This window comes from Actinoplanes sp. SE50/110 (genome assembly GCF_900119315.1).
In the GTDB taxonomy this organism is placed as follows: Bacteria; Actinomycetota; Actinomycetes; order Mycobacteriales; family Micromonosporaceae; genus Actinoplanes.
The window spans coordinates 7184417-7204589 of the sequence record NZ_LT827010.1 but is presented as its reverse complement, the minus strand read 5'-3'; the positions used below and the strand labels follow the sequence as shown (position 1 = coordinate 7204589).

Genomic DNA, 20173 nt, shown 5'->3' with positions numbered 1-20173 from the left:
CCGGGCGAGCCAGGGGAACACTCTTAAAACAGATCTAAGCAACTTCTGGTCCGTCTGGGGGAATCAGGTGGCCCGCTGGCCGCGGCGGCCGCGACCACCGCGGCCGACCAGGCCGAAACGGCTGGGGGTTTTCGGGGTGGCGTCGGCGTCGGCGATCAGCATCACCACGCTGGCGCCGCCCAGCGTGGCCCGGTCCAGGCTGACCGAGCCGCCGGTCGACTGGGTCATCCGGCGGGCGATGTCCAGGCCGAGGCCGGTGGAGCCCTGCTGGCTCTGCCCGCGACGCAGTGCCTTCTCCGGGTCGGGGATGCCCGGGCCGGCGTCGTCGACGCGCAGCGCCACCCAGCCGTCCCGGCGGGAGAGCGCCACCTCGAAGGCGGTGCCCTGCGGGGTGTAGCGGAACACGTTGCCGAGCACCGCGTCCAGGGCGGCGGCCAGGTCGGCGCGGGGGACCGGCACCGGGATCCGCACGTGTGCGCCGGTCACCCGGTACTGCCGCTCCTGGTCGCCGGCGAGCGCCGACCAGAACGACATCCGTTCCCGGACCACCTCGCTGGCGTCACACAGGCCCTCCTCGGGGTTGGCCGCCACCTGTGCGGCGACCGTCTGGCGGGTAGTGTTGATCAGGGAGTTGACCTCGTCCTCCAGGGTGGCGATGGCCTGCCGGATGCGCCGGATGCCGCGCCGCCGGTCGACCTCGTCGGCGGTCAGGTCGATGATCTGCGTGTCGTCCGGGTCGAGTGCCTCGGCGTCCAGCCGCAGCGCGGTCAGCGGGGTGCGCAACCGGTGCGACAGGTCGGCGACCAGCTCCCGCTCGTCGGTGCGGGAGGTGACCAGGCGGTCGGCCATCCGGTTGAACGCGTAGCCGGCCTCGGCCAGCTCGCGCGGCCCGGACGGGTGGATCCGCACGCCGAGGTCGCCGTCGCCGACCGCGAGGGCCGCCTCGACCAGGTTGTTGGCCGAGTTGACCGCGCCCCGGGCGAGCCGGTCGACCACGATCACCGAGCCGCCGACCAGCACCACCGCCAGGCCGAGCAGGAGCCACCAGTCCCGCGCGGTGTTCTCGGTCAGCTCGGAGGCCGGCACGAACCCCTCGACCACCCAGGCCTTGCCGCCGGCGGTCACCGGCTGCAGCCGGATCACCCCGCCCGGCACCTCGATCACGCTGGCGTCCGGCCGGCTGGCGGCCTCGTCGATCTGCTTGCCGGTGGCCCGGCCGCCCGGGGTGGGCGCCAGGCCGGGCACGTGCACGACCGGATCGCCGGCCGTCGCCGCGGCGGCGGCCACGCCCTTGTCGCCCGCGCCGGCCAGCAGCGCGCCGGCCACCGTGGAGGTGGCCCGGGCGGCGCCGGCGAGTGCCTCCTCGCGGTGGTCGGAGCGCAGGCCCCAGCCCAGCGGGACGAGGAAGACCAGGGCGGCGACGGCGGTGGTGGCGGCGGTCGTGTACGCCAGCCGCAGCCTCAGTCCGGCGCCACCAACCGGAATCCGACCCCCCGCACGGTGCGCAGGTAACGGGGCTTCGCCGCGGACTCGCCCAGTTTCCGGCGTAGCCAGTACAAATGCACGTCGATGGTCTGGTCCTCGCCGACCGAGGGCTGCCGCCATACCTCCTCCAACAGCTCACGACGCGAGACCACTCGGCCCGGGCGGGCGGCGAGATAGGCCAGCAGGTCGAACTCCTTGCGGGTCAACGCCAGCGGCTGGTCGCCGAGGGTGGCGCTGCGCTCGCCCACGTCGACCCGTAATTCTCCCACCTCGTGGACGGCGGGCTGGGCGGCCCGGCTGGCCCGGCCGACCCGGCGCAGCACCGTGCCGATCCGCGCGTCCAGGTGGGCGCCGGTGAACGGTTTCACCATGTAGTCGTCGGCGCCGGCGCGCAGCAGCCGCACCACGGTCTGCTCGTCGTCGCGCGCGGTGGCGATGATGATCGGCACGTCGGTGATCCCGCGCAGCATCCGCAGCGCGTCCGACCCGTCCAGGTCGGGCAGCCCGAGGTCGAGCACCACCAGGTCGGGGGTCTCCGCGGCGACCCGCCGGAGGGCCTCCAGCGCGGTGCCGACGGCGTGCACGGCGTGCCCACGGTCGGCGAGCGAACGGAGCATGGCACCACGCACGACATGATCGTCTTCGACGAGCAACACCGTGGCCATGCGAAGACCGTACTGTCTCCGGCGGGGGAAACCTAAAGGCTCATGGAACGAGATGCTTTGATGACCCTCAGTGATGGAATACGATCCGAACCACCGATGACGTTCACCCTCTTCCCCGATACGCGCCGCGCGCTGGCCCTGGACAGCCTGGCCGGCCTGAGCGTCGGCGACGCCCTCGGCGCGCAGTATTTCGTGCCCGGCAACCGGCCCGCCGACCTGCTCGACGCCCGGGTGCCCGCGGGCGTCTGGGCCTGGACCGACGACACCGAGCAGGCCTGCTGCCTGGTGGCCGTCCTCGAGGAGGGCGACTTCGACCGGGACGCCTTCGCCCTCCTGCTCGGCGAGCACTGCGAACCCTATCGGGGGTACGGCCCGGGAGCCGTGGTGATGCTCCGGCAGATCCGCGAAGGGCTGCCCTGGCCGATCGCCGCCGCGGCCGCCTTCCACGGGCAGGGGTCGTGCGGCAACGGCGCGGCGATGCGGGCCGCCCCGCTCGGCGCCTGGCACGCCGACTCCCTCGCGCACGCCGCCGCGCAGGGCGCCCGGGCCGCCGAGGTGACCCACGCCCACCCGGAGGGCATCGCCGGCGGGGTGGCGGTCGCGGTGGCCGCCGCGTTCGCCGCCGCCGCCCGGCTCGACGGCTACCGGCCCGACCCGGGCCGGCTGCTGCGGGCCACCGCCGCGCACACCGCGCCGAGCGTGGTCCGCGACGGGTTGCTGCTGGCGCCCACCGGCGGCGTCGCCGAGGCGGCCGAGCGGCTGGGCAGCGGCGCCCAGGCGACCGCGCAGGACACCGTGCCGTTCGCGCTCTGGGTGGCGGACCGCTACCTGGACGACTATCCGGCCGCGGTGGCGGCGTGCGTGGTGGCCGGGGGCGACGTGGACACGACCGCGGCGATCGCCGGCGGGGTGGTCGCGGCTTACACCGGGGCCGGCGGGATACCCGGGGACTGGCTGGCGCGGCGGGAGCCGCTGCCGGGCTGGCTGGCCGCCGCGGACGGACGCTGATCCGCAGGCCGATAGCATCAGGGCGACGTTCTCTCCCTGCTGACTAGGAGCTCACCGTGTCCGACCCACTAGTCGTCCCGGCCGGCACCTCGGCGGCCGACGCGGTGTCCGCGGCCGGCCTGCCGAGCAGCGGCCCGAAAGCGATCGTGGTGGTCCGCGAGGCTGACGGCCGGTTGCGGGACCTCGCCTGGATTCCGGAGGCCGACGCCGAGGTGACGCCGGTGGCGATGGATGAGCCGGACGGGTTGAACGTGTTGCGGCATTCGGCGGCGCATGTGCTGGCGCAGGCGGTGCAGGAGGTGTTCCCGGAGGCGAAGCTGGGGATCGGGCCGCCGATCCGGGACGGTTTCTACTACGACTTCGATGTCGAGAAGCCGTTCCAGCCCGATGATCTGGCGAAGCTCGAGAAGCGGATGCAGGAGATCGTCAAGGCCGGTCAGACGTTCCACCGGCGGGAGTACGCGTCGCTGGACGAGGCGAAGGCGGAGCTGGCCGCGGAGCCGTTCAAGCTGGAGCTGGTCGACATCAAGGGTGAGGTGGACCCGGAGGCCGCGGCGGTCGGGGCGGGTGAGTTGACCCATTACGACAACCTCGACCGGGACGGCAAGCGGGTGTGGGGTGACCTGTGCCGGGGGCCGCACCTGCCGTCGACCCGGTTGATCCCGGCGTTCAAGCTGATGCGCTCGGCCGCCGCCTACTGGCGCGGCTCGGAGAAGAACCCGCAGCTGCAGCGCATCTACGGTACGGCGTGGCCGTCCCGCGATGAGCTGAAGGCGTACCTCCACCGTCTTGCCGAAGCCGAGCGCCGGGATCACCGCAAGCTCGGCACGGAGCTGGACCTGTTCTCCTTCCCGGATGAGATCGGGTCGGGTCTGGTGGTCTTCCACCCGAAGGGTGGGGTGATCAAGCGGGAGATGGAGGACTACGTCCGGGCCCGGCACATCGAGGAGGGCTTCCAGTATGTGGGGACCCCGCACATCACCAAGGAGAACGTCTTCGTGACCTCGGGGCATCTGCCCTACTACAAGGACACGATGTTCCCCCCGATGCAGTTGGAGGGGGCGGACTACTACCTCAAGGCGATGAACTGCCCGATGCACAACCTGATCTTCAGGTCGCGCGGGCGGTCGTATCGTGAGCTGCCGATGCGGCTGTTCGAGTTCGGCACCGTGTATCGCTACGAGAAGTCCGGCGTGGTGCACGGCCTGACCCGGGTGCGTGGCCTGACCCAGGACGACTCGCACTCCTACGTGACCGCCGAGCAGGCGCCCGGCGAGATCAAGCACCTGCTGAACTTCGTCCGCTCGCTGCTCGACGACTTCGGCCTGGACGACTACTACCTGGAGCTGTCCACCCGGGACCCGGGCAGCGACAAGTTCATCGGCACCGACGAGCAGTGGGAGAACGCCACCGGCGTCCTGGAGCAGGTGGCCAGGGAGTCCGGGCTGGACCTGGTGCTCGACCCGGGTGGGGCGGCCTTCTACGGTCCGAAGATCAGCGTGCAGGCCAAGGACGCGATCGGGCGGACCTGGCAGATGTCGACCATTCAGTACGACTTCAACATGCCGGCCCGGTTCGGCCTGGAGTACCAGGCGGCGGACGGCTCGCGTCAGGAGCCGGTGATGATCCACTCGGCGAAGTTCGGCTCGATCGAGCGGTTCTTCGGCGTGCTCACCGAGCACTACGCGGGTGCGTTCCCGGCCTGGCTGGCGCCGGTGCAGGTGGTCGGCATCCCGATCCGCGACGACCACGCCGACTACCTGTCGTCGTTCGTGGAGCGCCTGCGCCGGGAGGGCATCCGGGCCGAGGTCGACTACTCGTCGGACCGGATGCAGAAGAAGATCCGCACCGCCCAGCAGCAGAAGATCCCGTTCATGGCGATCGCCGGCGACGACGATGTGAACGGCGGCACCGTGTCGTTCCGCTACCGGGACGGCTCGCAGCGCAACGGCGTGACGCTCGACGAGGCCGTGGCGCACGTGGTGGAGATCGTTCGCTCCCGGATCAATACCGGGCCCTCGGCCGCCTGATCTCCGGCCGGGCCGGCACCGGACGACGGGGAGGGTCACGTCGCCGCGCCGCGCCGCGCCGCCCGGGCGGCGCGGCGGCGACCGGTTCCACCGGCACGAGGAGCTCGCACCGGCCGCGGCATAGGATGCGGTGGTGGTGATGGATGTGACCGGCGAGCCGGACGGCCTGGAGCGACTCTGGACGCCACACCGGATGGCCTACATCACCGGGGAGAACGCGCCCGCGGGCTGCCCGTTCTGCGTCGCACCCGGCCTGCCGGAGGGGGACAGCCTGGTGGTCGCGCGCGGCGAGCTGGTCTTCGCGGTGCTCAACCTGTATCCGTACAATCCGGGCCACCTGATGATCTGCCCCTATCGGCACGTCGCCGACTACACCGACCTGACCGAGGAGGAGACGGCCGAGGTCGCGGCGTACACCCGGACGGCGATGCGGGTGATCCGCGCGGTGAGCCGGCCGCACGGCTTCAACCTGGGGATGAACCAGGGCGCGGTGGCCGGTGCCGGGATCGCCGCGCACCTGCACCAGCACGTGGTGCCGCGGTGGGGTGGCGACGCGAACTTCATGCCGGTGATCGGGCGGACGAAGGTGCTGCCGCAGGTGCTCACCGACACCCGGGTCATGCTGGCGCGAGCGTGGCCAGCATCCTGACGCCGGCCACCACCTCCTCGGCCGACGGAGCGCTGGCCGGGTCGGTCAGCCACTGGGTGACCACGCCGGACATCAGCGCCATCTGCACCGCGCCGAGCGAGCGCACGGTCGCCTCGTCCAGCTGATCCTCGGCGATGCCGGTGAGCATCGCCGCCATCCCGGTGCGGCCGGCCGTGAGCCCGCCCGCGAGCTGCTCCTTGAGCTGCGGGTTGTGCTCGGCCTGCAGGGCCACCTCGATGCTGGCCAGCCAGAGCGGCCGGTCGGTCTGGATCGACCCGATCACCCGGCGCCAGAAGTCGAGCAGCGGGTCGGCGGTCGGGTCGGGGGCGGCCAGCGCCCGGCCGAGCGCGTTGCCCCAGTCCTCCATGGCGCTGAGCATCGCCGCGGTCATCAGCGCCTCGGTCGAGCCGTAGTGATAGCCGATCGAGGCCAGGTTGGTGCGCGACAACGCCACGATGTCCCGGGCCGTGGTGCGGGCATAGCCCTTCTCCAGCAGCGCCTTCTTGGCGCCCTTCAGCAGCTCTTCACGATGGCCCATGTTTTCAGATCCTAACCTCTATACATTCGTATAAGACACTTGTATGGTAAGTGGCATGACGAACTCACGGGTACTGATCTCCGGCGCCGGCATCGGTGGTCCGGCTCTGGCCTTCTGGCTGTTCCAGCGGGGCTTCGAGGTCACTGTCGTCGAGCGCGCGTCCACCGTCCGCGAGGGCGGCTACAAGGTCGACGTGCGGGGCTCGGCCACCGCCGTGCTGCGCAAGATGGGCCTGCTCGACGCGGCCAAGGCGGCCGACACCGGCATGCAGCAGATCACCTACGTCAAGCCGGACGGCAGCCCGATCGCCAAGCTCCCGGCCGACCTGCTGATGGGCCGCCGCGGCGACGACCTGGAGATCATGCGGTGGGACCTCAGCAAGATCCTCTACGAGGCCACCGAGGATCGGGTGGAGTACGTGTTCGGTGATGCGATCGCCTCCCTCGCCGACGGGCCGGACGGGGTCGACGTCACCTTCGAGCACGGCGCGCCCCGCCGGTTCGACTACGTGGTGGGCGCCGACGGGCTGCACTCGGCCACCCGCCGGCTGGTGCTGGGCGAGACCCCGCTGACCTTCCTGGGCGCCTACATCTCGATCTTCTCGGTCCCCAACGACCTGGGCGTCACCCGCGAGGAGGTGTTCTACTCGCGACCTGGTCGGCTGATCTTCGCCTACGCGATGGAGCCCGGCCAGCCGGCCCGCGTCGGTATGGTCTTCGCCTCCCCCGAGCGGCGCTACGACCACCGTGACCCGGCCGCGCAGAAGGCGATGGTCCGCGAGGCGTTCGCCGGGCAGGGTTGGCGCTCCGACGAGTTCCTGGCCGCCATGGAGACCGCGCCCGACTTCTACTTCGACTCGATGAGTCAGGTCGAGCTCCCGTCCTGGTCGTCCGGCCGGGTGGTGCTGCTCGGTGACGCCGCGCACTGCCCGTCCCCGGCCTCCGGCCAGGGCACCTCGCTCGCCCTGGTCGGGGCGTACGTGCTGGGCCGGCACCTGGGCGAGCCGGAGGGCCTCGCGGCGTACGAGCGGGAGATGCGCACCTACGTGGAGAAGAATCTGGCCTTCGGCCGCAAGATGGTCAAGGACATGGTCCCCGGTGGCCGCCTCACCATCGCCTTCCGGCACTACGGGATGCGCACCCTGAAATACCACCCGCAGAAGGAGAAGGTGATCAACAAGGTGCTGGCCCCGATGCACGAGGCGGCCAACGCGATCACTATCTGACGGCGTGCTCCTTCTTCACCGCCTCGACGAGGTGGGCCGGCATCGGCTCGTGCCGGACGTACGACCGGGAGAACGTGCCGGCTCCCGAGGAGAGGGCACGCAACTCCACCGCGTACCGGACCAGCTCCAGTGCCGGCACCTCGGCCCGGACCAGGCTGTGCCCGCCGTCCTCGGCGGTGTCGGTGCCCAGCGGGCGGCCGCGTCGGCCGGACAGGTCACTCATCACCGCGCCGACGTAGGTGTCCGGCACCCGGACCACCACCTCGTCCACCGGCTCCAGCAGGGTCACCTGCCCGGCCGCGGCCGCCTCGCGCAGGGCCAGCGCCCCGGCGGTCTGGAAGGCGGCGTCCGAGGAGTCCACGCTGTGCGCCTTGCCGTCGACCAGGGTCACCTTCAGGTCGACGACCGGGTAACCGGCGATGATGCCCTTCTCCAGCTGGGCGCGGACGCCCTTCTCCACCGACGGGATGTAGTTGTGCGGCACCGCGCCGCCGACCACCCGGTCGACGAACTGGAAACCGGAGCCGCGCGGCAGCGGTTCGATCTCGATGTCGCAGATCGCGTACTGCCCGTGGCCGCCGGACTGCTTGACGTGCCGCCCGTGTCCCTTGGACGCGGCGCCGAAGGTCTCCCGCAGCGACACCTTCACCGGCTCGGTGTCCAGCTCGACGCCGCCCGCCCGGAGCCGATCGAGCACCACGTCGGCGTGCGACTCGCCCATCGTCCAGAGCACCAGCTGGTGGGTGTCCGGATTGCGCTCCAGGCGCAGCGTCGGGTCGCCGGCGACCAGGCGGGCGAGGTTCTTGGCGAGGGCGTCCTCGTCCGAGCGGGTCTTGGCGACGACCGCGATCGGCAGCAGCGGCTCCGGCATCGACCAGGGCGACATCAGGATCGGGTCGTCCCTACCGGAGAGCGTGTCCCCGGTCTCCGCCGACCCGGACTTGGTGATCGCGCAGATGTCCCCGGCCACGCACCGACCCACCTCGCGCAGCGTGGCGCCGAGCGGGGTGTAGACGTGCGCCACCCGTTCGTCGGCGTCGTGGTCGGGGTGGCCGCGCTCGGCCATGCCGTGCCCGGACACGTGCAGCGTCTGGTCCGGTCGCAGGGTGCCGGAGAAGACCCGGACCAGGGACACCCGGCCGACGTGCCGGTCGATCGTGGTGCGCACCACCTCGGCCACCAGCGGGCCGTCCGGGTCGCAGACCAGCGGCGGGCGGGGCGCGCCGTCCACCCCGGTGACCACCGGCAGGTCGTGCTCCAGCGGTGACGGGGCGGCGCTGACCAGGCCGTCGAGCAGCGCGTCCAGGCCCACCCCGGTGGCCGCGCAGACCGGCACGACCGGATAGAAGTTGCCCCGGGCGACCGCCTTCTCCAGGTCCGGGATCAGCGCGTCGGTGGAGATCAGCTCACCGGCGATGTACCGGTCCATCAGGGTCTCGTCCTCGCTCTCCGCGATGATCCCCTCGATGAGCTGGTTGCGGTCGTCGGCGATCGGGTTGAGGTGGGCCTGCTCGGCCTCGCCGACCCGCGGCGGGTAACCGGCCGAGTAGTCCAGCACCCGCAGCGACACCAGGCCGATCAGGCCGGCCACCGACCGGCCGTCGTCGCCCAGCATCGGCTGGTAGATCGGCATCACGTTCTCGCCGAACGCCTCCTGGCAGTCCTGCAGCGCCTGCTCGTAGTCGGCGCGCGGATGGTCCAGGCGGGTGATCGCGACGGCCCGCGGCATGCCGACCGCGGCGCACTCCTCCCAGAGCGCGACCGTCGACTCGTCCACCCCGTCGACCGCGGAGACCACGAACAGTGCCGCGTCCGCCGCGCGCAGGCCGGCGCGCAACTCGCCGACGAAATCCGCGTACCCCGGGGTGTCCAGGAGGTTGACCTTGACGTCCTGATGGACGAGTGGCGCGCAGGACAGCGCCACCGAGCGTTGCTGCCGGACCGCCGCCGGATCGTGATCGGTGACCGTGGTGCCGTCCGCGACGGTCCCCGCGCGCGGGATCGTGCCGGTGGCCGCCAGCAGCGCCTCCACCAGCGTCGTCTTCCCGGCGCCGGAGTGACCCACCAGCACCACGTTACGAACTCTGCCGGGCTCGGTCACCACCGGCGCGGCGGCGCCGGCGAGCCCCTTCTCCGATGTCTTCTGCGCCATGCCGAGCGCTCCCTGTCGTTTCCGCGTCGTTTCGCCGCTGTTCTACAAATCCCACACCCGGGCAGGTCCCGGTCGCAAGGACCGGAAGCCACCAGAGGATGCCGGATGGTGACGATCCGGCCAACCGGGGGGGGCGAGCCGTACCGCGACCGGGCCCACGCCGATATGGTGGGACGGCCATGGCAAAGATCGTCCAAGTAACGGCCCGTGCCGTCGTCTCGTACGGCGTCAACCCGGTCGCACGTTCCCTGCTCAAGATCGGCGTCTCACCCGACGCCGTCACCGTCGCGGGCACTGTCGGGGTGCTGATCGGTTCGTACTTCGGTGCGCGCGGTCACCTCTTCTGGGGCACCTGGATCGTAACCGCCTGCGCCCTCACCGATGTGCTCGACGGCACAATGGCCCGGCTTCGGGGCAGTTCCGGCAGATTCGGCGCGCTTCTCGACTCGTCGATGGACCGGATCGCCGACGGCGCCGTGTTCGGCGCCGTCGTCTACTACCTGGCCACCCAGGGCAATCCGTACGGCGGTGTCCCCGCCGCGCTGATCTGCCTGGCCGCCGGTCAGGTGGTGTCGTACGTGAAGGCCCGCGCCCAGTCGCTGGGCCTGGACGCCGACGTCGGCGTCGCCGAGCGCCTCGAGCGTCTGATCATCGTCGGCATCGGCGGCCTGCTGGGCAGCGCCGGGCTGGCCTGGGGCCTGCCCGCCGCGCTCTGGGTGCTGGCCGCGCTCTCGCTGTTCACCGTCTTCCAGCGGCTGCTGCACGCCCGGCGCACCGAGCCCAAGGTCGCGGCCGAGTGAAGGACCGGCTGACCACGCTCGGCTACCTGGCCGGCTGGCGGCTGGTGCGGGCGCTGCCGCTCCCGGTCGCCCGGGCGCTGTTCACCACGGTCGCCGACCGCGCCTGGAAAGCCAACGGCAAGGGCACCCAGCGGCTGCGCCGCAACTACCGGCAGGTGGCCGGCCCGGACATGCCGGAGACCCTGGTCCGGGACGGGCTGCGGTCCTATGCCCGGTACTGGATGGAGGCGTTCCGGCTGCCGTCACAGACCCGGGAGCAGCACGTGGCCGGCTTCCACATGGAGGCCGCCAGCTATGACGAGATGAAGAGCGTCATCGCCGAGGGCAACGGCATCGTGCTGGCCCTGCCGCACATCGCCAACTGGGACGCGGCCGCGGCCTGGGTGGTGTCGCACGGCTGGCAGATGATCACCGTGCAGGAGCGGCTCAAGCCGGAGGCGCTGTTCCAGGCGTTCATGGACTACCGGGAGAGCCTCGGCATGCGGGTGCTGGCGCTGACCGGCGGTGAGCGGGCGCCGCTCGACGTGCTCGCCGAGCACCTGCGGCAGGGCTGGGTGGTCCCGCTGCTGGCCGACCGGGACATGTCCCGCAACGGCGTCGAGGTGGAGTTCTTCGGCGGGCGGACCCGGATGCCGGCCGGCCCGGCGATCCTCGCGGTGCGGTCCGGCGCCCCGATGTATGCCGTCGACATGTGGTACTCCGAGCATCGCGTCGAGGCCCGGCTGCGCAAGATCACCCCGCCGGTGGACGGGCCACTCGACGAGCGGGTGAAACGCACCACCCAGCTGATGGCCGACGCCTTCGCGGCCGGCATCGCCGAACACCCGCAGGACTGGCACATGCTCCAGAAACTCTGGCTCTAGGAGGTCGGGGTTGCGGATCGGGATCGTCTCGCCCTACTCGTTCGACGTGCCCGGCGGCGTGCAGAACCACATCATGGACCTCGCCGAGGCACTGATCGGTCTCGGACACCACGTGAGCGTGCTGGCCCCGGCCGACGAGGACGCCGAGCTGCCGCACTACCTGGTACCGGCCGGGCGGGCGCTGCCGCTGCCGTACAACGGGTCGGTGGCCCGGATCGCCTTCGGCCCGGTCTCCACCGCCCGGGTGCGCCGCTGGCTGGCCCGTGGCGAGTTCGACGTGCTGCACGTGCACGAGCCGCTGACCCCCAGCCTGTCGCTGCTCGCGGTGCTCTCCGCGCGCGGCCCGGTGGTGGCCACCTTCCACACCGCGATGACCCGCTCCCGGGCGCTCGCCGTCGCGCAGAACTTCCTGCAGCCGGTGCTGGAGAAGATCACCGCACGGATCGCGGTCAGCGAACTCGCCCGCAAGGTGCAGGTCGAACACCTCGGCGGCGGCGCGGTCGAGATCCCCAACGGCGTCGCGGTGGCGAAATTCGCCACCGCCGCCGCCCTGCCCGGATGGCCCGGCGAGGGCGGGACCCTCGGTTTCCTCGGCCGTTTCACCGAGCCTCGCAAGGGCTTCCCCCTGCTGCGTACGGCGTTTGTCACGCTCGCCCGGGAGCGTCCCGGCCTGCGCCTGCTGGTGGCCGGCCCGGGCGACCGCGACGAGCTGTTCGACCGGATCCCGGCCGAGCTGCACCCCCGGGTCGAGTTCCTCGGCCTGGTCAGCGAGGCGGACAAGGCCCGGATGCTGCGCAGCGTCGACATCTACGTGGCGCCGAACACCGGCGGCGAGAGCTTCGGCATGATCCTCACCGAGGCGATGGCGGCCGGCGCCACGATCGCCGCCAGCGACCTCGACGCGTTTCGTCGGGTATTGGACGGTGGCCGGGCCGGCGCGCTGTTCCCCAACGGTGACGCCGCCGCGCTCACCGCGCTGCTCAGCGCGCTGCTCGATGATCCGGTGCGGCGCGCTGACCTGGCAAGCTGCGCCCGCCAGGTGGTCGGTACGTTCGACTGGCCGAGTGTGGCCGCCCGGGTGCTGGAGGTCTACACCACGGCGATCGAGGCGACCGACGGTCGGGTCTTCGACGCCGACGAGGCCTGATCCCGTCGGGGCAGGTGACGGCCGGACACATTCCGGCACTACGATCCCACGTCATGTGGTGGGTGCTGGGTGCCGTCGTGCTGGGTGCGATCCTCTCGGCGTACCTCGGCTGGATCGCCCAGCGGGTCGAACGGGTGCACGCCCGCGCCCAGTCCGCCGAGCGGGCCCTCGACGCCCACCTGCTGCGCCGGGCCGCGGCGGCGGCCGTGGTCGCCGAGCGCACCGATGCGGTGGAGCTCTACGCGGCCGCCCGGCTGGCCCTCGACGCGGGCCCTGAGGAACGTGAGTCGGCGGAGAACGACCTGACCCGCCAGCTGCAGGGGATCGAGCTGGACCCGGCGGACACCGCGGCGCGCACGCTGATCGCCTCCAGCCGCCGGGTGGTGCTGGCCCGGCAGGTGCACACCGATCTGGTGCGCGACGCGCTGACCGCGCGGCGGCGCAAGGTGGTCCGGGTGCTGCGGCTGCCCGGGCGCTATCCGCGCCCCCGCTACTTCGACATCGTCGAGCCGGTCATGCCGCCGCTGCCGGTGTCCGCCGCCACGCACGAGGCGCCGCTGCCGGTCCAGGCGGTCTGAACCCCGGCGCGGCGCCCCGTGGCACGGTCACCAGCCGCGCTCGGCCAGGCGGTGCGGCTGCGGGATCTCGTCGACGTTGATGCCGACCATGGCCTCGCCCAGGCCGCGGGAGACCTTGGCGATCACGTCCGGGTCGTCGTGGAACGTGGTGGCCTTGACGATCGCGGCGGCACGCTGCGCGGGGTTGCCGGACTTGAAGATGCCCGAGCCGACGAACACGCCCTCGGCGCCCAGCTGCATCATCATGGCGGCGTCCGCCGGGGTGGCGATCCCGCCCGCGGTGAACAGCACCACCGGCAGCTTGCCCGCCTCGGCGACCTCCTTGACCAGCTCGTACGGCGCCTGCAACTCCTTGGCCGCGACGTACAGCTCGTCCTCCGGCAGGGTCTGCAGGCGGCGGATCTCGGCCCGGATCCGGCGCATGTGGGTGGTCGCGTTCGAGACGTCGCCGGTGCCGGCCTCGCCCTTGGAGCGGATCATCGCCGCGCCCTCGGTGATCCGGCGCAGCGCCTCGCCCAGGTTGGTGGCGCCACACACGAACGGGGCGGTGAACTGCCACTTGTCGATGTGGTTGGCGAAGTCGGCCGGGGTCAGCACCTCGGACTCGTCGATGTAGTCCACGCCCAGCGCCTGCAGCACCTGGGCCTCGACGAAGTGGCCGATCCGGGCCTTGGCCATCACCGGGATGGAGACGGCGTTGATGATGCCGTCGATCATGTCGGGGTCGGACATCCGGGACACGCCGCCCTGGGCGCGGATGTCGGCCGGGACCCGCTCCAGCGCCATCACCGCGACGGCGCCGGCGTCTTCGGCGATCTTCGCCTGGTCGGGGGTGACGACGTCCATGATCACGCCGCCCTTGAGCATCTCGGCCATGCCGCGCTTGACGCGGGCGGTTCCGACGGCCGGCTGGTTCTCAGACATACGACTCCTCGTGCGGGTTGACGCTGGCGATCGTGCGACGCTGCGGGCTTTGGTCTCGGCGATCGTACGAAGCGGGGGCGGGACGCCTCGATAGCCAATCGACCCCCCGGTGGCCTGCTTTAGCTCCTGGCCCGCGGCGGTCCTAGAGTTGACCGGGTGAACATCGGAGTGCTGGCCCTGCAGGGCGACGTGCGCGAACACCTGTCCGCTCTGGCCGAGTCGGACGTGCTGGCCCGACCGATCCGGCGGCCCGAGGAACTGGCCGACGTCGACGCGCTGGTGATCCCCGGTGGCGAGTCCACGACGATGAGCAACCTGGCGATCACTTTCGGACTGCTCGACCCGATCCGGAAACGGATCGCGGACGGCATGCCGGTGTACGGTTCCTGCGCCGGCATGATCATGCTGGCCACCACGGTCCTGGACGGGCGGCCCGACCAGGAGTCCTTCCAGGGCATCGAGATGACCGTCCGGCGCAACGCGTTCGGCCGGCAGATCGACTCGTTCGAGGGCGCCGTGGAGATCGAGGGCATCGAGGGCGGCGAGTTCCACGCCGTTTTCATCCGCGCGCCCTGGGTCGAGCAGGTCGGCCCCGACGTGCGGGTGCTGGGTCGCGTGGCCTCCGGGGACGCCGCCGGTAGGATTGTGGCCGTTCGGCAGGGGAACCTGCTCGCCACGGCTTTCCACCCGGAGCTGACCGGCGACCTTCGCGTCCACCGGTACTTCGTCGAGATGGTCCGCCAGGCCGCACCCGCACGGTAGACACGGAGGTTACGCATGTCCGGCCACTCCAAGTGGGCGACGACCAAGCACAAGAAGGCGGTCGTCGACGCCAAACGCGGCAAGATGTTCGCCAAGCTGATCAAGAACATCGAGGTCGCGGCGCGTACCGGGGGCGGCGACCCGTCCGGTAATCCCACCCTCTACGACGCCATCCAGAAGGCGAAGAAGTCCTCGGTCCCGAACGACAACATCGACCGGGCCGTCAAGCGCGGCTCCGGGCTCGAGGCCGGCGGCGCCGACTGGCAGACGATCATGTACGAGGGTTACGGGCCGAACGGCGTCGCCATCCTGATCGAGTGCCTCACCGACAACCGGAACCGCGCCGCCACCGAGGTGCGCACCCGGCTGACCCGCAACCACGGCACGTTCGCCGACGCGGGCAGCGTGTCGTACCTGTTCAACCGCAAGGGCGTGGTGATCGTCCCCAAGGGTGAGCTGACCGAGGACGACCTGATGCTGGCCGTCCTCGAGGCCGGCGCCGAGGAGATCAACGACCTGGGCGACTCGTTCGAGGTGGTCAGCGAGCCGACCGACCTGGTCGCGGTCCGCACCGCCCTGCAGAGCGCCGGCATCGACTACGACTCGGCCGAGTCGTCGCTGGTGCCGACCATGACGGTCGAGGTCGACGAGGACGCCGCGCGCAAGGTGTTCAAGCTGATCGACGCGCTCGAGGACTGCGACGACGTGCAGAACATCTACGGCAACTTCGATGTCTCGGATGAGACGCTAGCTCAAATCGAGGGCTAGTCTCGTGAGGTGCGCGTCCTTGGGGTGATCCGGCTCAGCCGGGTGACAGAAGACTCCCCCCTCGCCGCAGCGACAGCGGCAAGGGCTTGAGGCTTGGGCGACAGACCATGATCACGTGATCGTGGGATGGGCTGAGGACTTGGACGTCTCGGGTGACACGGCGCCTTGGGAACGACCGGACTTGGGTCGGTGGCTTGGAGACACGCCGCCGGCCCAGTTCGACATCATCGCCGGAATGAAGATCGACCGCCTGTCGCGGAACCTTCTTCACCTCGTCCGGCTGATCGATTGGGCGGCTGAGCGCGGCAAGTACGTTGCCGCGTACATGGACAGCGTCGACACGTCCGACAAGACCGGCGAACTGATCGCCAAGGTACTCGCACTCTTCGCTGAGTTCGAAGGTACGACGATCGCAGAGCGGTCAGCACAGTCCCGGGAACACCTTCGCCGGATAGGCCGCTGGCATGGCGGCACGGCGCCCTACGGTTACCGGCCCGTCCGGAACTCCAACCGTGCAGGTGGGGTGTTCGAGCATGACCCTGATACCTTGATCGTTTTCCGCGAGATCGTCGAACGGGTCAAGGATGGCAAGAGCATCCGTAGCGTTGCTCAGGATTTGAACGCTCGCGGTGTTCTATCCCCGCGGGACCATGCCGCGGACTCTCTTAGGTCTAGTCGGCGACCTGGAGGTCATGGAGAAGCGATTCATTCCCGGCGCGGACCATACGGAAGAACTCCGGAAAGTCGATAAGGCACTGGAGGCGTTGGAGAACGACCGCATGGCCGGCCTCTACTCCAGCGACCGCGGCGAGCAGTCCTACCGTCGCATGCATGGCAGTCTTTCCGCTGAATATGACCGCTTAGCGGCTCTACCTCAGGTCCCGGATCGCTGGGAAGAGATTCCTACCGGCAGGACGCTCCGGCAGTATTGGGACCGGGCCGAAGATGTTGGCGACCGCCGTGCCTTCCTCAAGAAGATGGGGATAGCGGTCAGGGTGCATGCCGAACCTCCGACCAGGATGCCGCTTCGGGTGGCATTTGGGCTACCTGTCCCGCCGGTAGATATGCCGCCCGTGGTATCTGACTCCAGATTTGAGCTCCTGCTTCCCCTCGATCTTGAGCCGCGTATCAAGGCGCACGCTGGATCACTGGCTAGGAAGCCGGAAGCCACTCCACCTATCGGCTAGTACTGCGTCTTCTGTCGTCAGCGGTTTGATGCCGGAGTCGGTGGCAATGGGTCAGGCGGCTTTCAGTGGACGCTCTGTCGCGGCCATCTTTCAGCTTGGCACCGCTGAGTCTGTCACACTTCCGACGGTTCAAGATCTAGAGAGCTTCGCCTGAACCATACGGGATCGCTAGGCGTTGATATGGTTGCGAGCCCATGCGAGGAGGTTGGTGTGTCAGTGCCGCGGGCCGTTGAGGCGCGAAGACTGGTTGGCAAATTCGTGTTGCTGGTGGCCGGCGTGTGGGCCATGGGTGCCGTGGCGTTCATCGCTACCGGGCTCCAAGGGTCTTGGCCGCCGTTGCTGAACCTGCTGGTGTACGTCGCTGCCGGTGTCGGCTTGGTTCTAGGGGCGTACTACTCCATCAAGCTGCACCTGACTGCCGACCGAAGCGAGGTAGATCGCCTTCTGTCGAAGGCTGTCGGATACGGACTTGCGGGTATTGCCGTCTTCGCGGTTGGCTTCTTTCTGATCTTTCATTTCGGAGGTTCGTCGTGACGTTCAGCGTTGAACCATCTGATGTGCGAGCGTACGCCGCAAAGCTCTCTGACTACTCAGATGATGCGGTCGAAGCTAAAGCTTATGCTCATCGGTATGGGGATCTGAGCGCAACAGAGGGCGGCATCCTCGGAGCCATCCTGACGAAGCATGCTCAATTCATGGGACGATTAGATCAAATGCTCGGCACACTTCAAACCCTCACGCAAGGCAACCATGAGGCCCTCAACCGGATTGCCAAGAAATATGAGTCGACAGATTTGAAGTCTGCCACTGAAATCGATCAGGCGTATCCGGCGACTCAGCGACCCATTGTGCACAGGGACTGAAGTCACAGGAGGACGCATGAGTACCGCAGTAAACCTTCTGGTTATCCCGGGGGAACCAGACGACAGCATGACAGAGGGCTTTCCCGACCCAGGAGACCTATTTAACTTTTTGTCACCATCAGCCTATATTTCTGCGGCAATCGAAAGTGTTACCGGATACGATGTTTTTGGGTCGGTGACGGATGCAATAGCCGGGGATTGGGCCTCGCTCTATCGCTTCGGCGATGCCCTGAAGAGCATGGCGGGCTTTCTGCAAGAGGTTGGTATCCAGATCCAGTCCGGATTTCTGGATCTCGATCGAACATGGTCAGGAAACGCCGACGATGCAGCTTTCGTCTACTTCAGCAATCTTGCCTCAGCGGTAAGTCGCCAACAGGATGCGTTGGCTCAAGCATCCAATGCTTACCATGAATCAGCCAAAGGTGCATACCAATTCTCTAAACAGCTCGGAAACATCCTCCAGGCTTTAGTTGATGCCGCGCTTCTCATGGCTGCTTCGGCGGCAATCGGCACCGCAACGGCTGAAACCGGATTCGGCGCTCTTGCCGGTTATGGGCTGGCGGCATATCAGGTTACGCGGGTGCTGGAGTTGGCCAATAAGGCGGCAATCGTCGTCTCAACGGCATGGACGGCCATCTTCGGTACCTTCGGGCTGATTGATGACCTTTCCAACCAGGGCGGGAATATTTCGGCTATTCCTCTCCCGGGGAACGTCTTCGCGCTTCCGGAGGCTAAGCGTGGCTGACCGTGTTAGTGAGCAACTCGAAGAAATGACGGATAATCCTCGAATTGTCCGAGCAATGCGGGACAGTCTTCAGCAGCTCAGCAAGGGTGCCGGTGGCCCCGAGCTAGCCGAGATGGCGGACGGTGTCCTGAAGGGAAACGTCAGGATCCGCGACATCGCACGTAGCTCAGCTTATGGTGGTGCGCTCACCACGGCCTTCCAGCGGTTCCGTGAGTGGGAGGCGAACCTTGATCCACCGGAGCGTCAACGTCTCGCAGAGCAGGCGCGCTCCATGCTCGAGGACGACCCCGAAGAACTTGAGCGGAAGAAGACTCGAAGGTCTTGAGAGATTGGTTGCCGCGGTGCCGGTTTGATCGCTGGTGGTCTTCTCTCCAAACGGCCGAGGGGCCGAAGGGCTGACACGGCCGCGGACACGGCGGCATTACTGTTGTGCATGGCGGAGACCTCTACCGTCCACGCTCGGGGGTGTTCCAGCGCCCGCCGGGGCATCCTCATATAGGAGAAGCCATGAGGACGGTTGTGATTCCGTCTCGTCTGAGGTGCCCGACGAGGTAATGGCGCTCATTGACGCGTGACGGGTAGTCGCGGGGCAAGTAGGCTGAAGGGGTGCTCCTGTTGAATGACCCGGTGCTGCACCTGTCAGCCCTCGAGGATCTGGACGTCGAGGACCTTGCCCACCTGCCCCGCGGCTATCGCTACGAACTGCACGACGGAAACCTCGTCATCATGACGCCCGCCTCCTACCGGCATCAGGACATGGCTGGGCGCATCTATGTCATGCTTCTCGCGGTCGGTGCCCGAGCATTTCTCGATCCTGGAGTGCGCGGGACTCGGGAGCGGGACTGTCGTCTGCCCGATGTCGGTGTCGTCGCCGCTCTGCCGCCGAACACCGCCGACTACGCGAACTTGCCAGGTTCGGCCATGAGCCTCGTGGTCGAGGTGATCTCGGAGAAGTCGCCGAACGGCGAATTCACCCACAAGGCCGACTGGTATGCCGAGCAGGGCATCGCGGAGTACTGGATCGTCGAGCGGGACGCCGAGAAGTCCCACGACGACGCCACGGTGCATATTCACCGGCTGGTGACCCATGGCGACAAGCCGGACTATTTCCGCGAGCGGACTCTGCCGCTCTCCCAGCTGGAGCGGGAGTATGCCGCGAAGCGGGCGGCAGGCTAGGAACCGGGGCCGGCGAGCCAGGACATGGTCTGGATCATGGTGGCGATCAGGAGCAGGCCGCCGATGATCAGCCGGAGGATCCGGCGGTGCTCGGAGCGGCGCCATGCGTGACACCAGGCCACGGCGGCGTCGGCGAGGGTCAGCAGCCCCGCTCGTGACGTACCGTCAATCAGCGAAGCCTTGCGGAGAGCGAGACTCGGCGCCGGACCGCCCACCGGGACCGGAAACGGCGCCGGGGTGCGCAGCACCCGGACCTCCACCTCGTAGACCTGATCCTCCCGCCATGCCCGGGTCCGCTTCAGGATGCGCTGGCGCAGGTAGTCACCGGGCACGTCGGTGCCGGTCACCCGGCTCCAGAACCGCAACCGACGCCAGTGGCCGGCCAGGTCGGTCAGCGCCTCCTCGTAGATCGCGTAACCCACCGGATCGCCGCCGGTCAGGCGCAGTGCCTCGCGCCGCAGCACCGGCTCGTGCGCCGCGATCACCTGGACGAACTCCGGTGGCGGATCGTCCTGCATCGGCGGGATGACGTTCATCGGGACCTCCCGTACCCATGGTCGAGGCGTGTCGGCGGCGGGCGCAAGAGAACCGCGTACTAGGGTGTCGAA

22 protein-coding genes are annotated in these 20173 nt (G+C 69.2%); 16 read left to right on the top strand and 6 right to left on the bottom strand.

All coding sequences use genetic code 11. From position 1 onward, the window contains the following. Window positions 1-63 precede the first annotated feature (63 nt). The gene (locus ACSP50_RS32230; RefSeq protein ID WP_080128262.1) at window positions 64-1458 is read right to left on the bottom strand and encodes a HAMP domain-containing sensor histidine kinase; all 1395 of its coding nucleotides are present in this window, start codon (window positions 1456-1458) and stop codon (window positions 64-66) included. A 2-nt stretch (window positions 1459-1460) separates the two neighbouring features. Further along, the gene (locus tag ACSP50_RS32225; protein ID WP_043512594.1) at window positions 1461-2150 is read right to left on the bottom strand and encodes a response regulator transcription factor; all 690 of its coding nucleotides are present in this window, start codon (window positions 2148-2150) and stop codon (window positions 1461-1463) included. 96 nt (window positions 2151-2246) lie between these two features. Between ACSP50_RS32225 and ACSP50_RS32220 the strand changes: the two genes are divergently transcribed. The 3 genes from ACSP50_RS32220 to ACSP50_RS32210 all read left to right on the top strand — a co-directional run bounded on the left by ACSP50_RS32220 (window position 2247) and on the right by ACSP50_RS32210 (window position 5837). Further along, window positions 2247-3158, top strand: a complete 912-nt coding sequence (locus ACSP50_RS32220) for an ADP-ribosylglycohydrolase family protein (RefSeq protein WP_014693500.1) — start codon at window positions 2247-2249, stop codon at window positions 3156-3158. A 56-nt stretch (window positions 3159-3214) separates the two neighbouring features. Beyond that, the gene (gene thrS / locus ACSP50_RS32215) at window positions 3215-5188 is read left to right on the top strand and encodes a threonine--tRNA ligase (RefSeq protein ID WP_014693499.1); all 1974 of its coding nucleotides are present in this window, start codon (window positions 3215-3217) and stop codon (window positions 5186-5188) included. A 139-nt stretch (window positions 5189-5327) separates the two neighbouring features. Next, window positions 5328-5837, top strand: a complete 510-nt coding sequence (locus tag ACSP50_RS32210; protein ID WP_014693498.1) for an HIT domain-containing protein — start codon at window positions 5328-5330, stop codon at window positions 5835-5837. On the opposite strand, the gene ACSP50_RS32205 is transcribed toward ACSP50_RS32210, so the two are convergent. Next, window positions 5806-6375, bottom strand: a complete 570-nt coding sequence (locus ACSP50_RS32205; protein ID WP_014693497.1) for a TetR/AcrR family transcriptional regulator — start codon at window positions 6373-6375, stop codon at window positions 5806-5808. The two genes, ACSP50_RS32210 and ACSP50_RS32205, sit on opposite strands and share 32 nt — an antisense overlap. Before the next feature lie 55 nt (window positions 6376-6430). Here ACSP50_RS32205 and ACSP50_RS32200 point away from each other — a divergent pair, with 55 nt between their 5' ends. Continuing rightward, on the top strand, window positions 6431-7600 hold the full coding sequence (locus ACSP50_RS32200) for an FAD-dependent monooxygenase (protein WP_014693496.1): 1170 nt from the start codon (window positions 6431-6433) through the stop codon (window positions 7598-7600). Here the strand turns inward: ACSP50_RS32200 and ACSP50_RS32195 are convergent. Beyond that, window positions 7593-9752, bottom strand: coding sequence for an elongation factor G-like protein EF-G2 (locus ACSP50_RS32195; RefSeq protein WP_014693495.1), 2160 nt, complete (start codon window positions 9750-9752; stop codon window positions 7593-7595). The two genes, ACSP50_RS32200 and ACSP50_RS32195, sit on opposite strands and share 8 nt — an antisense overlap. Window positions 9753-9931: 179 nt before the next feature. Between ACSP50_RS32195 and pgsA the strand changes: the two genes are divergently transcribed. From pgsA to ACSP50_RS32175, 4 genes are read left to right on the top strand one after another with little or no spacing between them, the layout of a single operon-like run. Further along, the gene (pgsA, locus tag ACSP50_RS32190; protein WP_014693494.1) at window positions 9932-10552 is read left to right on the top strand and encodes a phosphatidylinositol phosphate synthase; all 621 of its coding nucleotides are present in this window, start codon (window positions 9932-9934) and stop codon (window positions 10550-10552) included. Then, window positions 10549-11415 carry a phosphatidylinositol mannoside acyltransferase gene (locus ACSP50_RS32185; protein ID WP_014693493.1) on the top strand — a complete coding sequence of 289 codons (867 nt, stop codon included), beginning with the start codon at window positions 10549-10551 and terminating at the stop codon, window positions 11413-11415. The genes pgsA and ACSP50_RS32185 overlap by 4 nt, the downstream gene beginning before the upstream one ends. Window positions 11416-11425: 10 nt before the next feature. Continuing rightward, entirely contained in the window at window positions 11426-12562 is a 1137-nt protein-coding gene (locus tag ACSP50_RS32180; RefSeq protein ID WP_014693492.1) for a glycosyltransferase family 4 protein, read from the top strand. Between the two features lie 53 nt (window positions 12563-12615). Next, window positions 12616-13140, top strand: a complete 525-nt coding sequence (locus ACSP50_RS32175; protein WP_014693491.1) for a hypothetical protein — start codon at window positions 12616-12618, stop codon at window positions 13138-13140. Window positions 13141-13167: 27 nt separating this feature from the next. Here the strand turns inward: ACSP50_RS32175 and pdxS are convergent, their stop codons facing one another. Then, the gene (gene pdxS, locus ACSP50_RS32170) at window positions 13168-14064 is read right to left on the bottom strand and encodes a pyridoxal 5'-phosphate synthase lyase subunit PdxS (RefSeq protein WP_014693490.1); all 897 of its coding nucleotides are present in this window, start codon (window positions 14062-14064) and stop codon (window positions 13168-13170) included. Between the two features lie 156 nt (window positions 14065-14220). Between pdxS and pdxT the strand changes: the two genes are divergently transcribed. The 8 genes from pdxT (at window position 14221) to ACSP50_RS32140 (ending at window position 19565) form a co-directional block, all read left to right on the top strand. Continuing rightward, window positions 14221-14826, top strand: a complete 606-nt coding sequence (gene pdxT, locus ACSP50_RS32165; protein ID WP_014693489.1) for a pyridoxal 5'-phosphate synthase glutaminase subunit PdxT — start codon at window positions 14221-14223, stop codon at window positions 14824-14826. Window positions 14827-14841: 15 nt separating this feature from the next. Beyond that, the gene (locus ACSP50_RS32160; RefSeq protein ID WP_014693488.1) at window positions 14842-15594 is read left to right on the top strand and encodes a YebC/PmpR family DNA-binding transcriptional regulator; all 753 of its coding nucleotides are present in this window, start codon (window positions 14842-14844) and stop codon (window positions 15592-15594) included. Between the two features lie 115 nt (window positions 15595-15709). Next, window positions 15710-16345 carry a recombinase family protein gene (locus ACSP50_RS32155; RefSeq protein WP_080128103.1) on the top strand — a complete coding sequence of 212 codons (636 nt, stop codon included), beginning with the start codon at window positions 15710-15712 and terminating at the stop codon, window positions 16343-16345. A gap of 646 nt (window positions 16346-16991) precedes the next feature. Then, window positions 16992-17315, top strand: coding sequence for a hypothetical protein (locus ACSP50_RS32150; protein WP_014693487.1), 324 nt, complete (start codon window positions 16992-16994; stop codon window positions 17313-17315). Continuing rightward, window positions 17312-17644, top strand: coding sequence for a hypothetical protein (locus ACSP50_RS42690; protein WP_014693486.1), 333 nt, complete (start codon window positions 17312-17314; stop codon window positions 17642-17644). Before ACSP50_RS32150 ends, ACSP50_RS42690 begins: the two co-directional genes overlap by 4 nt. A 16-nt stretch (window positions 17645-17660) precedes the next feature. Next, window positions 17661-18389, top strand: coding sequence for a hypothetical protein (locus tag ACSP50_RS42685; protein ID WP_155123696.1), 729 nt, complete (start codon window positions 17661-17663; stop codon window positions 18387-18389). Beyond that, window positions 18382-18714 carry a hypothetical protein gene (locus tag ACSP50_RS32145; RefSeq protein ID WP_155123695.1) on the top strand — a complete coding sequence of 111 codons (333 nt, stop codon included), beginning with the start codon at window positions 18382-18384 and terminating at the stop codon, window positions 18712-18714. Before ACSP50_RS42685 ends, ACSP50_RS32145 begins: the two co-directional genes overlap by 8 nt. 281 nt (window positions 18715-18995) lie before the next feature. Beyond that, complete coding sequence (locus ACSP50_RS32140) at window positions 18996-19565, top strand: Uma2 family endonuclease (RefSeq protein ID WP_014693484.1); 570 nt, start codon at window positions 18996-18998, stop codon at window positions 19563-19565. Here the strand turns inward: ACSP50_RS32140 and ACSP50_RS32135 are convergent. Then, the gene (locus ACSP50_RS32135) at window positions 19562-20101 is read right to left on the bottom strand and encodes a hypothetical protein (protein WP_014693483.1); all 540 of its coding nucleotides are present in this window, start codon (window positions 20099-20101) and stop codon (window positions 19562-19564) included. The two genes, ACSP50_RS32140 and ACSP50_RS32135, sit on opposite strands and share 4 nt — an antisense overlap. Between the last annotated feature and the right edge of the window lie 72 nt (window positions 20102-20173).